This window comes from Streptomyces sp. NPDC051907 (genome assembly GCF_040681075.1).
In the GTDB taxonomy this organism is placed as follows: domain Bacteria; phylum Actinomycetota; class Actinomycetes; order Streptomycetales; family Streptomycetaceae; genus Streptomyces.
This window is the reverse complement of sequence record NZ_JBFAYB010000022.1, coordinates 56,436-69,965: the sequence shown is the minus strand read 5'-3', so window position 1 is coordinate 69,965 and position 13,530 is coordinate 56,436. Positions and strand designations below refer to the sequence as shown.

Genomic DNA, 13,530 nt, shown 5'->3' with positions numbered 1-13,530 from the left:
CGAGTCCAGGCCAGGACTCGGGGCGACGGGCGTTTCGGGGAGCCCCGGGGACGGGCGGCATCGGCCGCTCAGTGCTGGCGGGTCTCGGACCGGCGGCGGACGAAGTAGACGACGCCCGTGGCCGCGGCCACGACGAGCGCGGTGCCCGCGGCGACCTCGCCGGCGTTCATCCCGCCGATGCTGCCGCCCAGGCCGCCCTGGACGCCCGAGGGCGAGACCGTGGTGGAGCGGGCGGTCGGACGGGTGGTGCCGCCCGCGATGGTCAGATCGAGGGACGCGGTGGCCGAGCCGCAGGCGAAGCTCACCGAGAACACGCCGCCGGGCCGCGCGTCCCAGTCGACCGTGGCCGTCGCGGAGCCGTTCACCGGGATGTTGACGGTGTCGAAGATGCCGGAGGACGCGGTGGCCGTCTGGGGGCACCCGCCCGCCGTGAGCGTGACCCGCCCGCCGGCCGCGACCGTCGACGGGGTGATGCGGAAGTCGTACGGGGTGTTGTTCACGCTCGGCGCCGCCGCGGCGGTGGGGGCGGTCAGCGCGAGCGAGGCCACTCCCAGCAGAGCGGCGGACGCGGCACGTATGGCGCGCATGGCGAATCCTCCGGATCTCCGAGGAGCAGCTGCGGAACTGGTTTCCACAAGAGTCGGGAAGTGCACCTCGATGATCGAAACGCTATGAGCCGCGGCTTTCGTCCGCTATCGGGGTCGGGCGAATGGGTCATAGCCCGTCCCCCGACCGGTGGACGCTCGGGCGTGTCGGAGTGTCGATCCGGGCGGCGGATGAGAAAGGGCGACGGGCGGCCGATGAGAAGGGGCGACGGGCGGCGGCCTCCGTAGTGTGTGCGCGTACATGGATCTTCGCGCACCGCCTGGAAGGGGAGCCGGCGCATGGCCGAGCTGTATCCGCCGATCGAGCCGTACGAGCAGGGGATGCTCGACGTCGGCGACGGAAACCACGTGTACTGGGAGGTCTGCGGCAGCCCCGAGGGCAGGCCCGCGGTCGTCGTCCACGGCGGGCCCGGGTCCGGCCGCGCCGAGAGCGCACGCCGGTGCTTCGACCCCGACCGCTACCGCGTCGTCCTCTTCGACCAGCGTGGCTGCGGACGCAGCACCCCGCACGCCGGCGACCCGGCGACCGACATGCGGCACAACACCACCGTCCATCTCCTCGCCGACATGGAGCGGCTGCGCGAGCACCTGGGCATCGAGCGCTGGCTGCTGCTGGGCGGCTCCTGGGGCTCGACGCTGCTCCTCGCCTACGCCCAACGGCATCCGGAGCGGGTCTCGGCGATCGTCGTCAACGGCGTCACCACCACCCGGCGGTCCGAGACCGACTGGCTATACCGCGGCGTCGGCCGCTTCTTCCCCGCCCAGTGGGAGGCGTTCAGGGCCGCCGCGGGGGCCGCGGAGGGCCCGGACGGTCTGGCCGGCTTGGACGGCCTGGGCGGCGTGAGCGGCGAAGGGGGCGCGGGCGAGCTGGTCGCCGCGTACGCGCGCCTGATGGAGGACCCCGATCCGGCGGTACGGGAGAAGGCGGCGGCCGACTGGTGCCGCTGGGAGGACGCCGTGCTCTCCCTGGAGCCCGACGGCTCGCCCGACCCCTACACCGGCCGCGCCTCGGCGGCGAGGCTCGCGTTCGTGCGCATCGCCGCCCACTACTTCGCGCACGGGGCCTGGCTGGAGGAGGGCGCCCTGATCCGGGAGGCGGGCCGGCTGACGGGGATCCCCGGCGTGCTGCTCCACGGCCGCCACGATCTGAGCTCGCCGCTCCACACCGCCTGGGAGCTCGCCCGCGCCTGGCCCGACGCGGAGCTGGTCGTCGTCGACGACTCCGGGCACCAGGGCAGCGAGACGATGCGCGCGCTGCTGCTCGGCGCGCTCGACCGCTTCGCCGCGACACCCCCCACAACGGCCCCGGGAACGGTCCCCGAGTGACTCCTGACGCTGCTGGGACGGTTGTGGTGGGGACGAGTTCAAGCCATTCCGTTGTGGGGTGAATTCCCCTGATGGGGTAGGGATTTCTCCGTTTCGTGTTCGCCGCCCCAAGAATTTTCCGAGCGCGTTGAACACAGCGAGCCCCCACGTCCGTACCTAGGGCCATGAACGGCGCACTCAATGGCGCCGCAACTGACGTGATGGACTGGGGAGTGGACATGAACACCTGGCGGAACGCCTCGCTCGCGGTGACTGCGGCGGCCGTACTCGCGCTGACGACGGCGTGCGGTCAGGAGAAGGGCGTGGAGAACCCCAACGGCCAGGCGGTCGGAGCCGCTAACCCCGCGCAGCAGCCCGCCGCCGGCGGCGGCGGCTACGGATCGGGCGGAGGCGCGGCCCAGCAGGCCGCCGCCAAGCCCGCGGGCCAGCTGGCGGTATGGGACAGCAAGGAGCTCGGCAAGGTCCTCACCGACAGCGCCGGCATGACCCTGTACCGCTTCGAGAAGGACACCCCCAGCCCCCCGAAGTCGAACTGCGAGGGCGACTGCGCCAAGGCGTGGCCCGTCGTGGCCGCGGGCGGCGCGTCGGCCGCGCCGGGCGTCGACCCGTCCCTGCTCGGCGAGGTGACCAGGGCCGACGGCTCCAAGCAGCTCACCATCGCCGGCTGGCCGATGTACCGCTACGCCAAGGACGCCAAGCCCGGTGACGCCAAGGGCCAGGGCGTCGGCGGCACCTGGTACGCCGCGGCGCCCGACGGAAAGAAGGCGGCCGCCGGCGGCGCCGCGGAAGAGGGCGCGGGAGCGGGAGAGGGCGCTGAAGAGGGCGGCGAAAAGGGCGGCGAGGCCGCCGACCTGGCCGGACTGTCCGTGCGCAAGGACCCCAAGCTCGGCGATGTCGTCGTCGACAAGAACGGCATGACCGTCTACCGCTTCCAGAAGGACTCCGCCTGGCCGATGAAGACGGCCTGCACCGGCGATTGCCTCAAGAAGTGGCCGGTTGTCGCCCCCGTCTCCAAGAACGACACCGAGGGAATCCTCAAGAAGGGATTCGTGACCTTCAACCGCCCGGACGGAATCAAGCAGCAGACGATCGACTGCTGGCCGCTCTACACCTTCGCGGGCGACACCAAGCCCGGCGACACCAACGGCCAGGGCGTCGGCGGGACCTGGTACGCGATCTCGCCGGAGGGCAAGCCGGTCGGAGCGCCCAAGTAGTCCCCACGCCGCCTCCGGCCCGGCCGGCCCGTCGCACGTCCCCCGCGTGCCGACGGGCCGGCTGCATGAGCCGGGGGCAATGCGTCAATGCACATCGGCGTGTGACCAAGAACGGACCGCTAATTTCCGTTTCGACTCGCTCTCTTGGCGGGCGATCAGTAGCCTCGGCTCGAACACTGGCCATGGACATGGCCGAACTCCCCCGTGGCGACTTGTTGGAGACATCGATGGAGCGTCCCGCCTGGGCCCCGCAGGGCATCGACATATCGGTGCCGAGCGTGTCCCGCATTCACGACTACTACCTGGGCGGCTCGCACAATTTCGAAGTCGACCGGGAAGCGGCGCGCAAGGCCATGGAGTTCATGCCGGGCCTCCCCAAGATCGTGCAAGCGAACCGGGCGTTCATGCGCAGGGCCGTGAATTACGCGGTGGGCGAGGGCGTCACGCAGTTCCTCGACATCGGCTCCGGCATTCCGGCGTTCGGCAACGTCCATGAAGTGGCCCGCAAGGCCAGCCCCGAGGCCCGGGTCGTGTCCGTCGACCACGACCCGGTGGCCGTCGCGCACAGCCGGGCCGTACTCGACGGCGACGAGCGGTCCGCCGCCCTCAACGGCGATCTGCGCAAGCCGCGCCAGATCCTCGACAGCCCCGAGCTCGCCTCGCTGCTGGACCTCGAACGGCCCACCGCGCTCCTGCTCGTCGCCGTCCTCCACTTCCTGGAGGACGAGGACGATCCGTGGGGCGCGGCGGCGGAGCTGCGCGACGCCCTCGCGCCCGGCAGCCTGATCGTCCTCACCCACGCCGCGTACGACGGCGTGCCGGTCTCCGCGGCGCAGACGGACCGGGCGCTCGGCGTCTACCGGGACATGCGCAACCCGGTGACCATGCGCTCGCGCGCGGAGATTACCCGGTTCTTCGACGGGTTCGAGATCGTCGAGCCCGGGCTCGTCCCCATGCCGGGCTGGCGGCCCGACGACCCCGCCGAGCAGGAGGACCCATACGCTTTCTCGGGCTTCGCCGGGGTGGGGCGCAAGGCGTGATGGCGCCGTCGCAGGCCACGGGTACGGCGGCGGACCCGGACGGCCTCGAGGACAGACTCCGCCGGTTCGCGACGATCTGGAGCCGCGCCGTGTTCCCGGTGACGGCCACGTCGATGACCCGGCCCGAGTTCGAAGAGCATCTGCTGCCGCTGGCACGCGAGTTGAGCCAGGCGCTGCGCGCGCGGCTCTTCGACGCACAGGCGGCCCACCGGGTCGGGACCGCGCTGGTCGACGCCCACTGCACCGACCCCGACGCGCTGAGCCGCACGCTCGGCGTCGTCGACTCCTATCTGGTCCTGTACTGCGGCATGGGCGGCGGCGTCGAGCGGGCCGACCAGACGCCCGAGCAGAGCGCCGAGGAGAGCCGCGCCCGCTGCGCCCGGCTCCAGCACACGCTGGCCGCCGGCTTCGCACAGCGGCTGCGCGACCGCACCCTCGCCGAGCAGGAGGCCGTGGCGCGCTCCTCGCTGACGGCCCGCAGCGACGCGGCGCAGGCGCTGCACGACACCGAGACGCGGTTCCGCGCGGTGTTCGAGGGCGCGGCCATAGGCATCGGCATCTTCGACCTCGACGGCAAGGTGCTCGAGGTCAACGAGACGCTGACGCGGATGTTCGGCGGCCTGGAGCACCATGTGCGCGGCCGGAAGATGACCGAGTGGTCCCACCCCGAGGACCGGCCGCACGTGTGGCAGCTCTACCGGGAGCTGGTGCGGGGCGACCGCGACCACTACCGCGTGGAGAAGCCCTTCTTCCGCAACGACGGCACCGTGCTGTGGACCAATCTGACGGTCTCCCTGCTGCGCGACCCGGCGGGCCGGCCGCAGTACCAGCTGGCGCTGATGGAGGACACGACCGAGCGGCGGCTGCTCAATCTGCGGCTCCGCTACGAGGCGACGCACGACGCGCTCACCGGGCTGCCCAACCGGACGCTGTTCTTCGAGCGGCTGGAGAAGGCGCTGGCCGCGAAAGACGGCGCGCGCTTCGGGCTGTGCTACCTCGACCTCGACGGCTTCAAAGCCATCAACGACAGCCTCGGCCACGCGGCGGGGGACCGGCTCCTGGTGGAGGTCGCGGACCGGCTGCAGAGCTGCGCGACGGCGCCCGGCGAGATGGTGGCGCGGCTGGGCGGCGACGAGTTCGTGGCGCTGACCACGGGACCCGACACCCAGCGCGAGGTCGACGAGCTGGCCGCGCGGATCCTCAGCATGCTCGCGTCGCCGATCTGCGTGGACGGGCGGGAGTTCACCGTCCGGGGCAGCATCGGCATCGTCGAGGGGCCCGGTTCGGGCGAGCGCACCACCGCGGAGGTGCTGCGCAGCGCCGACATCACCATGTACCGCGCCAAGTCGGCGGGCGGCAACCGCTATGAGCTCGCCGACCCCGAGGCGGACGCGCGGGCGATCACCCGGCACGGGCTGACGACCGCGCTGCCGGCGGCTCTGGAGCGCGGCGAGTTCTTCATCGAGTACCAGCCCTTGGTGCACTTGGGGGACGGGAGCGTGCACGGCGCGGAGGCGCTGGTGCGCTGGCTCCATCCGCAGCACGGAGTGCTCGGCCCCGACCGGTTCATCCCGCTCGCCGAGCACACCGGGCTGATCGTGCCGCTCGGCCGCTGGGTGCTCCAGGAGGCGGTGCGCCAGGCCCGGTTCTGGCAGCAGGGCACCCACGACAAGGCGGCCTGCGGCCCGCTGCGGATCAACGTCAACCTCTCGCCGACCCAGCTCCACCACCCCGGCCTGGTCGCCGACACGGTGGACGTCCTGGAGCGCGCGGGCCTCGAGCCGGGCGCGCTCTGCCTGGAGGTCACCGAGTCCGCGCTGATCGGCGCGGACGAGGACCTGCTCAAGCCGCTGCGCCAACTCGCCGAGATGGGCGTGGACATCGCGCTCGACGACTTCGGCACGGGCTACTCGAACCTGGCGAACCTGCGCAGACTCCCGGTGAGCGTGCTCAAGCTGGACCGCTCCTTCACCCAGGGAATGCAGCAGCACCCGGTGGACCCGGTCGACTTGAAGATCGTGGAGGGCATCGTCACGTTGGCGCACAGCCTGGAGCTGGCGGTGACGGTGGAGGGCGTGGAGACGGGAGCGCAGGCGGAACAGCTGCGGGAGCTGGGCTGCGACACGGCCCAGGGCTGGTACTACGCCCGCCCGGGCCCGCCGGACAAGCTCCACGCGCTGTCGATGGCGGACGCGATCTGACTGCACGGATCGGGCTGCCCTCAATCGCCGGGCGGGCTGAATCCGCCCGCCCGGCGCCGGGGGCTGGCACTCGCCGAGCGGGCCCACGCCAGGGTGCGCTTCTGAGCCCGTCCGGCGTTCGATCAGAACCCCCGGTGCCTGGGGGCAGCGCCTGCCGAGTGGGCCACGCCCGCCCGGGCCCGGCGGGCAAGCTCCACGCGCTGTCGATGGCGGACGCCCCCCGGATGCGGCTGCCCTCAATCGCCGGGCGGGCTGAACGTGCCCGCCTGGCGCCGGACGCCTGCCCAGGGGTGCTTCTTCTGGGCCCGCCGGGCACGTGCGGCTGGCCCAGCCCCGTGGTGCGCCCCGGGGGCCGGGCCGCCCCCTATCCGCCCGTCCGGCGTTTGAGGACCGGGGTTCGGGGCAGCGCCCCGGCGGACTCCAGGAGCACCCGCTGCAGCTCCCTCGCCGCCCGTGGCGGCGCCACGTCGCTGCGGTGCGCCAGTGCGATCGTGCGGCGCAGGCCCGGGCCCGCCAGCGGTGTGACCCGCAGGGCTCCGCCCGCCCGCTCCGCGACCATGCTGGGGACCACCGCCACCCCCAGCCCCGCCCGCACGAACCCCAGCACCGCGTCCATCTCGCCCCCCTCCACCGCGAAGGCCGGCTCGAAGCCCTCCGCCCGGCACGCCGCGACCGTCAGCTCGCGCAGGTCGTAGCCGTGCCGGAACATCACCAGCCGCTGCTCGCGCAGATCCGCGATCCGCACCGGGCTGCGCGGCGCCTCTCCGCTCGCGGCCGACACCACGACGAGGTCCTCCCGCAGCAGCTCGACCGTGGTCAGCGCCGGAGACGCCGTCGGCAGCGGCAGCACGATCAGCGCCAGGTCGAGCGCGCCGCGCGCCAGCTCCCGTACGAGATCGTGCGACCCGCTCTCCTCGATCAGCAGCTGGATCCCCGGATGTCGGTCGTGGAAGCTCCGCAGCACCTCGGGCAGCAGGCCCGTGCACAGGCTCGGCGTCGCCCCCAGCCTGACCCGGCCGCGCCGCAGCTGGGCCAGCTCCTGCACCTCGTGGCGGGCGGTGTCCGCGTCCGCGAGGATGCGGCGCGCCAGCGGCAGCAGCGCCTCGCCCGCGTCGGTGAGCGCGATGTTGCCCCGCGCCCGGCTGAACAGCTCCGCCCCCAGCTCCTTCTCCAGCGCCCGGATCTGCTGCGAGAGCGACGGCTGGGCGACGTGCACCCGCTCGGCGGCCCGGGTGAAGTGCCGGGTCTCGGCGACGGCCACGAAGTACAGGAGCTGCTGCAGCTGCATAGGCTCAGCCTATCGAGATGAGCCGATCCATGTCTTGGACCTCTGAGGGGTTCCGCGCCTAGCGTCTTGTCCATGGCTCTGGCAACGCGGACGGACCGACGGCCGTCCATGACGCGCACGCTCTGGGGATCGACCGTCGGGAAGAAGACCGTGATGGCCGTCTCCGGTCTGATCATGCTCGGCTATCTGGTCGTCCATATGCTGGGCAACCTCAAGATCTTCTTCGGCTCCGGGGAGTTCAACGCCTACGCCCACTGGCTGCGCACCCTCGGCGAGCCGTTCCTGCACTACGAGTGGGCGCTCTGGCTGATCCGCGTCGTCCTGGTCGCCGCCGTCGTCCTGCACGGCGTCTCGGCGTACCAGCTGAGCCGCCGCGATCTGCGCGCCCGGCCCGTCGGCTATGCGCACGAGCGCCGGCGCGCCAGCTACGCCACGCGCACCATGCGCTGGGGCGGAGTCATCCTCGGCCTCTTCATCGTCTGGCACATCCTCGACCTGACGACCCTGACGGTGAACGAGAACGCCCAGCACGGCCGTCCGTACGAGAACGTCCTCTCGACCTTCTCCACCTGGTACGGCAACACCGTCTACATCGCCGCCGTGCTCGCCCTCGGCCTGCACGTCCGGCACGGCTTCTGGAGCGCGGCCCAGACCCTCGGCGTCTCCAGCGCCGCCCGCGACCGCGCCCTCAAGGCCGCCGCGAACGTCCTCGCGCTGGTGCTGACGGCCGGCTTCGTCTCCGTACCCGTCGCGGTCATGACCGGAGTGGTGAACTGACATGAGCTTTCTGCACTATGCGACCGGCGAGCCGATCGCCGACGCCAAGGCGCCCGGCGGCCCCATCGCCGACCGCTGGGACACCCGCCGCTTCGAGGCCAAGCTGGTCAACCCCGCCAACCGCCGCAAGCACACCGTCATCGTCGTCGGCACCGGCCTGGCGGGCGGCGCGGCCGGCGCGACGCTGGCCGAACAGGGCTACCACGTCGTCCAGTTCTGCTACCAGGACTCCCCGCGACGCGCCCACTCCATCGCCGCGCAGGGCGGCATCAACGCCGCCAAGAACTACCGCAACGACGGCGACTCCGTCCACCGCCTCTTCTACGACACCGTCAAGGGCGGCGACTTCCGCGCCCGCGAGTCCAACGTCCACCGCCTCGCCCAGATCTCCGTGGAGATCATCGACCAGTGCGTCGCCCAGGGCGTCCCCTTCGCCCGCGAGTACGGCGGCCTCCTCGACACCCGCTCCTTCGGCGGCGTCCAGGTCTCCCGCACCTTCTACGCCCGCGGCCAGACCGGCCAGCAGCTGCTGCTCGGCGCGTACCAGGCGCTGTCCCGGCAGATCGCCGCCGGCACGGTCGAGATGCACCCGCGCACCGAGATGCTGGACCTGATCGTCGTCGACGGACGGGCCCGCGGCATCGTCGCCCGCGACCTGATCACCGGGAGGATCGAGGCGTACTTCGCCGACGCGGTGGTCCTGGCCACCGGCGGCTACGGCAACGTCTTCTACCTGTCGACGAACGCCATGAACTCCAACGCGACGGCCGTCTGGCGGGCCCACCGCCGCGGCGCGTACTTCGCCAACCCCTGCTTCACCCAGATCCACCCCACCTGCATCCCGCGCACCGGCGACCACCAGTCCAAGCTGACCCTGATGAGCGAGTCGCTGCGCAACGACGGCCGCATCTGGGTGCCCAAGGCGAAGGGCGACACCCGGCCGGCGGGCGAGATCCCCGAGGACGAGCGGGACTACTACCTGGAGCGGATCTACCCGTCCTTCGGCAACCTCGTCCCCCGGGACATCGCCTCGCGCGCCGCGAAGAACGTCTGCGACGAGGGGCGCGGCGTGGGCCCCGGCGGCCAGGGCGTCTACCTGGACTTCGCCGACGCGATCCGCCGCATGGGCAAGGACAGGGTCGCCGAGAGGTACGGCAACCTCTTCGACATGTACGAGCGGATCACCGCGGAGAACCCCTACGAGGTTCCGATGCGGATCTACCCCGCCGTGCACTACACGATGGGCGGCCTCTGGGTCGACTACGACCTCCAGACCACCGTCCCCGGCCTGTTCGCGATCGGCGAGGCCAACTTCTCCGACCACGGCGCCAACCGGCTCGGCGCGTCCGCGCTGATGCAGGGGCTGGCGGACGGCTACTTCGTCCTGCCGTCCACGATCAACGACTACCTCGCCCGCAACCCGCTCGCCGGCGCCGACGCCGTCGACGCCTCGCACCCCGCGGTGGAGGAGATCCTCGCCGAGACCGAGGACCGCATGAGCCTGCTGCTCGCCGTCGACGGCGACCGCACCCCCGACTCCTTCCACCGCGAGCTCGGCGAGCTGATGTGGGAGTACTGCGGCATGGCCCGCACCGACCAGGGACTGCGCAAGGCCCTCGACCGGATCCCGCAGATCCGCGAGGAGTTCTGGCGGCGCATCAAGGTGCCCGGGCGCGGCGAGGAGTTCAACCAGTCGCTGGAGAAGGCCAACCGCGTCGTCGACTACCTGGAGCTCGCCGAGCTGATGTGCCTCGACGCGCTGAACCGCGCCGAGTCCTGCGGCGGCCACTTCCGCGAGGAGTCCCAGACCCCCGACGGCGAAGCCGCCCGCCGGGACGAGGAGTTCGGCTACGCCGCGGCCTGGCAGTTCACCGGGACCGGCGAGGCGCCCGTCCTGCACAAGGAAGACCTCGTCTTCGAGTACGTCCACCCCACCCAGCGGAGCTACGCATGAAGCTCACCCTGCGCGTCTGGCGCCAGCACGGCCCCGACGCCCCCGGCGCGATGGTCTCCTACGAGGTCGACGGCGTCTCCCAGGACATGTCGTTCCTGGAGATGCTCGACGACCTCAACGAGGAGCTCATCCTCAAGGGAGACGAGCCGGTCGCCTTCGACCACGACTGCCGCGAGGGCATCTGCGGCGCCTGCAGCCTCGTCATCAACGGCGACGCCCACGGCCCGGAGCGCACCACGACCTGCCAGCTCCATATGCGCTCCTTCGCGGACGGCGACACCATCGACGTCGAGCCCTGGCGCGCCTCCGCCTTCCCGGTGGTCAAGGACCTGGTCGTGGACCGGTCCGCGTTCGACCGGATCATCCAGGCCGGCGGCTACATCAGCGCCCCGACGGGCTCCGCCCCCGAGGCCCACGCCACGCCGGTCCCCAAGCCGGACGCGGACTACGCCTTCGAGCACGCCGAGTGCATCGGCTGCGGCGCGTGCGTCGCGGCCTGCCCCAACGGCTCGGCGATGCTCTTCACCTCGGCGAAGGTCAACCACCTCAACGTCCTCCCGCAGGGCGCGCCCGAGCGCGAGACCCGGGTGCTCGACATGGTCGCGACCATGGACGAGGAGGGCTTCGGCGGCTGCACCCTCGCCGGCGAGTGCGCGACCGCCTGCCCCAAGGGCATCCCGCTGCCGTCCATCGCGGCCATGAACAAGGAGTGGCTGCGGGCGACCCGGAAGGTCAGGCGCTAGCACCGCGCCCGTCGCCGGCCGCCGGGGCCGACCGCTCCAGGGACCTCGCCAGATACGGCGCGGTGCGGCTGCCCGCCGCCCTGGACACCTCGGCCGGCGGCCCCGCGGCGACGATCTCGCCGCCCGCGTCCCCGCCGCCGGGCCCGAGGTCGACGACCCAGTCCGCGCCCGCGACCACGTCCATGTCGTGCTCGACGACCACCACCGAGTGCCCGGCGTCGACCAGGCCGTGCAGCTGGCGCAGCAGCACCTCCACATCGGCCGGATGCAGCCCGGTCGTCGGCTCGTCCAGCACATACAGGGTGTGGCCGCGGCGGAGCCGCTGCAGCTCCCCGGCGAGCTTGATCCGCTGGGCCTCGCCGCCCGACAGCTCGGTCGCGGGCTGGCCCAGCCGCAGATAGCCGAGCCCGATGTCGAGAAGCGCCCGCAGACTGCGCACCGCGGCGGGCACGTCCGCGAAGAAGTCCGCCGCCGCCTCGACGGTCAGGTCCAGCACCTCGGCGATGGTCAGCCCGTGGTAGCGGACCTCCAGCGTCCGCGGGTTGTAGCGCGCGCCGCCGCAGTCCGGGCAGGGGGCGTACGTACTGGGCAGGAAGAGCAGCTCCACCGAGACGAAGCCCTCGCCCTGGCAGGTCTCGCACCGGCCGCCCGCCACATTGAAGGAGAACCGCCCCGCCCGGTACCCGCGGGCTCTGGCCTCGTCGGTGGCCGCGAAGAGCTTGCGGACCTGGTCGAACAGGCCGGTGTAGGTGGCGAGGTTCGACCGGGGAGTACGGCCGATGGGCCGCTGATCGACGGTCACCAGACGGTTCACGCCCGGCAGCTCCTCGGTGATCGAGCCCACCAGCGTGGACTTCCCGGACCCCGACACCCCGGTCACCGCCGTGAAGACGCCCAGCGGCAGCCGGGTCGTGAGCCCCCGCAGATTGTGGCGGCTGACCGGTCCCACCACGAGCTGGCCCGACGGCTCCCGCGCGGGCCGCGCCGGCGGCGGGGCGGGGTCGAAGAGGAAGCGGCGCGTCGCCGACGCCTCGACGCCGGCCAGCGCCGGCACCGGGCCGCTGTGCAGCACCTGTCCGCCGTGCTCGCCCGCCCGCGGCCCCACGTCCACCAGCCAGTCCGCGCTGCGCACGACGTCCAGATGGTGCTCGACCACGAAGACCGAGTTGCCGGCCGCCTTCAGCCGCTCCAGGACCACCAGCAGGGCCTCGGTGTCCGCGGGGTGCAGCCCGGCGGACGGCTCGTCGAGTACGTAGACGACGCCGAAGAGCCCCGAGCGCAGCTGGGTGGCCAGCCGGAGCCGCTGGAGCTCCCCGTTCGACAGGGTCGGCGTGGTGCGGTCCAGGCTGAGATAGCCGAGGCCCAGCTCCATGACCGGGGCGATCCGGCCGAGCAGGTCGGCGGTGAGCACCCGGGCGGTCTCGGAGCCGCCGCCGCCCTGGAGGGTCGCGGCCAGCTCGGTCAGCGGCAGCCCCGCCAGGTCGGCGATCGTCCGGCCCGCGAACGTCACCGCGAGCGACTCGGGCCGCAGCCTGCTGCCCTCGCACGCCGGGCACGGCTCGCTCGTCAGGAACCGCTCGGCCTTCGCGCGCAGGGTCGGGCTCTTGGAGTCGGAGAAGGTGTGCAGCACATAGCGCTGGGCGCTCATATACGTGCCCTGGTACGGGCGTTGGATGCGGCCCGCCTCCCGTACCGGGTGGACGGTGACGACCGGCTGCTCGTCGGTGAACAGGATCCAGTCCCGGTCGTCTTGGTCCAGCTCCCGCCAGGGGCGGTCCACGTCGTAGCCGAGCGCCGCCAGCACGTCGCGCAGGTTCTTGCCCTGCCATGCGCCGGGCCAGGCGGCGACGGCGCCCTCCCGGATGGACAGCTCGGGGTCGGGGACGAGCAGCTCCTCGGCGGTGCGGTGGATCCGGCCGAGACCGTGGCAGGCAGGGCAGGCCCCGGCGGCCGTGTTCGGCGAGAACGCGTCGGAGTCCAGACGCTCGGCGCCCGGCGGGTAGTCGCCCGCCCGGGAGAAGAGCATCCGCAGCGAGTTGGAGAGCGTGGTGACCGTGCCGACCGAGGAGCGCGAGGTGGGGGAGGAGCGGCGCTGCTCCAGCGAGACCGCGGGCGGCAGCCCGGTGATCTCGCCGACCTTGGGCGCGCCCACCTGGTGGATCAGCCGGCGGGCGTAGGGGGCGACGGACTCGAAGTAGCGCCGCTGGGCCTCGGCGTAGACCGTGCCGAAGGCCAGCGAGGACTTCCCGGATCCCGAGACGCCGGTGAAGACGACGAGGGCGTCGCGCGGGATGTCCACGTCGACGCCGCGCAGATTGTGCTCGCGGGCGCCGCGGACGCGGACGTAGGGGTCGTGAGGGCTGTGCACAACGGATGATTCTA

General features: G+C 72.4%; 10 protein-coding genes. 7 read left to right on the top strand and 3 right to left on the bottom strand.

Annotated features, from left to right (window positions below; genetic code table 11):
- Window positions 1–68: 68 nt before the first annotated feature.
- Window positions 69–587 (bottom strand): hypothetical protein, encoded by a 519-nt coding sequence (locus AB0M39_RS15065; RefSeq protein WP_365364172.1) that lies wholly within the window; start codon window positions 585–587, stop codon window positions 69–71.
- A gap of 297 nt (window positions 588–884) precedes the next feature.
- On the opposite strand from AB0M39_RS15065, the gene pip reads away from it, so the two are divergent.
- From pip to AB0M39_RS15045, 4 genes are all read left to right on the top strand, one after another.
- Window positions 885–1,931, top strand: a complete 1,047-nt coding sequence (pip, locus tag AB0M39_RS15060; RefSeq protein ID WP_365364170.1) for a prolyl aminopeptidase — start codon at window positions 885–887, stop codon at window positions 1,929–1,931.
- A 218-nt stretch (window positions 1,932–2,149) separates the two neighbouring features.
- Window positions 2,150–3,145: an SCO0930 family lipoprotein gene (locus tag AB0M39_RS15055; RefSeq protein WP_365364168.1), complete on the top strand. Its 996-nt coding sequence runs from the start codon at window positions 2,150–2,152 to the stop codon at window positions 3,143–3,145.
- Window positions 3,146–3,372: 227 nt separating this feature from the next.
- Window positions 3,373–4,185, top strand: a complete 813-nt coding sequence (locus AB0M39_RS15050; protein ID WP_365364166.1) for an SAM-dependent methyltransferase — start codon at window positions 3,373–3,375, stop codon at window positions 4,183–4,185.
- On the top strand, window positions 4,182–6,386 hold the full coding sequence (locus tag AB0M39_RS15045; protein ID WP_365364163.1) for an EAL domain-containing protein: 2,205 nt from the start codon (window positions 4,182–4,184) through the stop codon (window positions 6,384–6,386). The genes AB0M39_RS15050 and AB0M39_RS15045 overlap by 4 nt, the downstream gene beginning before the upstream one ends.
- Window positions 6,387–6,750: 364 nt before the next feature.
- Here AB0M39_RS15045 and AB0M39_RS15040 read toward each other — a convergent pair whose 3' ends face one another.
- Window positions 6,751–7,674, bottom strand: coding sequence for a LysR substrate-binding domain-containing protein (locus tag AB0M39_RS15040; RefSeq protein ID WP_365364160.1), 924 nt, complete (start codon window positions 7,672–7,674; stop codon window positions 6,751–6,753).
- 72 nt (window positions 7,675–7,746) lie between these two features.
- On the opposite strand from AB0M39_RS15040, the gene AB0M39_RS15035 reads away from it, so the two are divergent.
- Genes AB0M39_RS15035 through AB0M39_RS15025 form a run of 3 tightly spaced genes read left to right on the top strand, consistent with a single transcriptional unit; the run spans window position 7,747 to window position 11,148 of the window.
- Window positions 7,747–8,451, top strand: coding sequence for a succinate dehydrogenase (locus AB0M39_RS15035; protein ID WP_365364158.1), 705 nt, complete (start codon window positions 7,747–7,749; stop codon window positions 8,449–8,451).
- 1 nt (window position 8,452) lies between these two features.
- On the top strand, window positions 8,453–10,405 hold the full coding sequence (locus AB0M39_RS15030; protein WP_365364156.1) for a fumarate reductase/succinate dehydrogenase flavoprotein subunit: 1,953 nt from the start codon (window positions 8,453–8,455) through the stop codon (window positions 10,403–10,405).
- Window positions 10,402–11,148, top strand: coding sequence for a succinate dehydrogenase/fumarate reductase iron-sulfur subunit (locus AB0M39_RS15025; protein ID WP_365364154.1), 747 nt, complete (start codon window positions 10,402–10,404; stop codon window positions 11,146–11,148). The genes AB0M39_RS15030 and AB0M39_RS15025 overlap by 4 nt, the downstream gene beginning before the upstream one ends.
- Here the strand turns inward: AB0M39_RS15025 and AB0M39_RS15020 are convergent.
- Window positions 11,138–13,516 (bottom strand): excinuclease ABC subunit UvrA, encoded by a 2,379-nt coding sequence (locus AB0M39_RS15020; RefSeq protein ID WP_365364152.1) that lies wholly within the window; start codon window positions 13,514–13,516, stop codon window positions 11,138–11,140. The two genes, AB0M39_RS15025 and AB0M39_RS15020, sit on opposite strands and share 11 nt — an antisense overlap.
- Window positions 13,517–13,530 lie beyond the last annotated feature (14 nt).

Coding starts and splice junctions, on each gene's coding strand:
- AB0M39_RS15065 (WP_365364172.1), bottom strand. CDS start 587: ATGCGCGCCATACGTGCCGCGTCCGCCGCTCTGCTGGGAGTGGCCTCG.
- pip (WP_365364170.1), top strand. CDS start 885: ATGGCCGAGCTGTATCCGCCGATCGAGCCGTACGAGCAGGGGATGCTC.
- AB0M39_RS15055 (WP_365364168.1), top strand. CDS start 2,150: ATGAACACCTGGCGGAACGCCTCGCTCGCGGTGACTGCGGCGGCCGTA.
- AB0M39_RS15050 (WP_365364166.1), top strand. CDS start 3,373: ATGGAGCGTCCCGCCTGGGCCCCGCAGGGCATCGACATATCGGTGCCG.
- AB0M39_RS15040 (WP_365364160.1), bottom strand. CDS start 7,674: ATGCAGCTGCAGCAGCTCCTGTACTTCGTGGCCGTCGCCGAGACCCGG.
- AB0M39_RS15035 (WP_365364158.1), top strand. CDS start 7,747: ATGGCTCTGGCAACGCGGACGGACCGACGGCCGTCCATGACGCGCACG.
- AB0M39_RS15030 (WP_365364156.1), top strand. CDS start 8,453: ATGAGCTTTCTGCACTATGCGACCGGCGAGCCGATCGCCGACGCCAAG.
- AB0M39_RS15025 (WP_365364154.1), top strand. CDS start 10,402: ATGAAGCTCACCCTGCGCGTCTGGCGCCAGCACGGCCCCGACGCCCCC.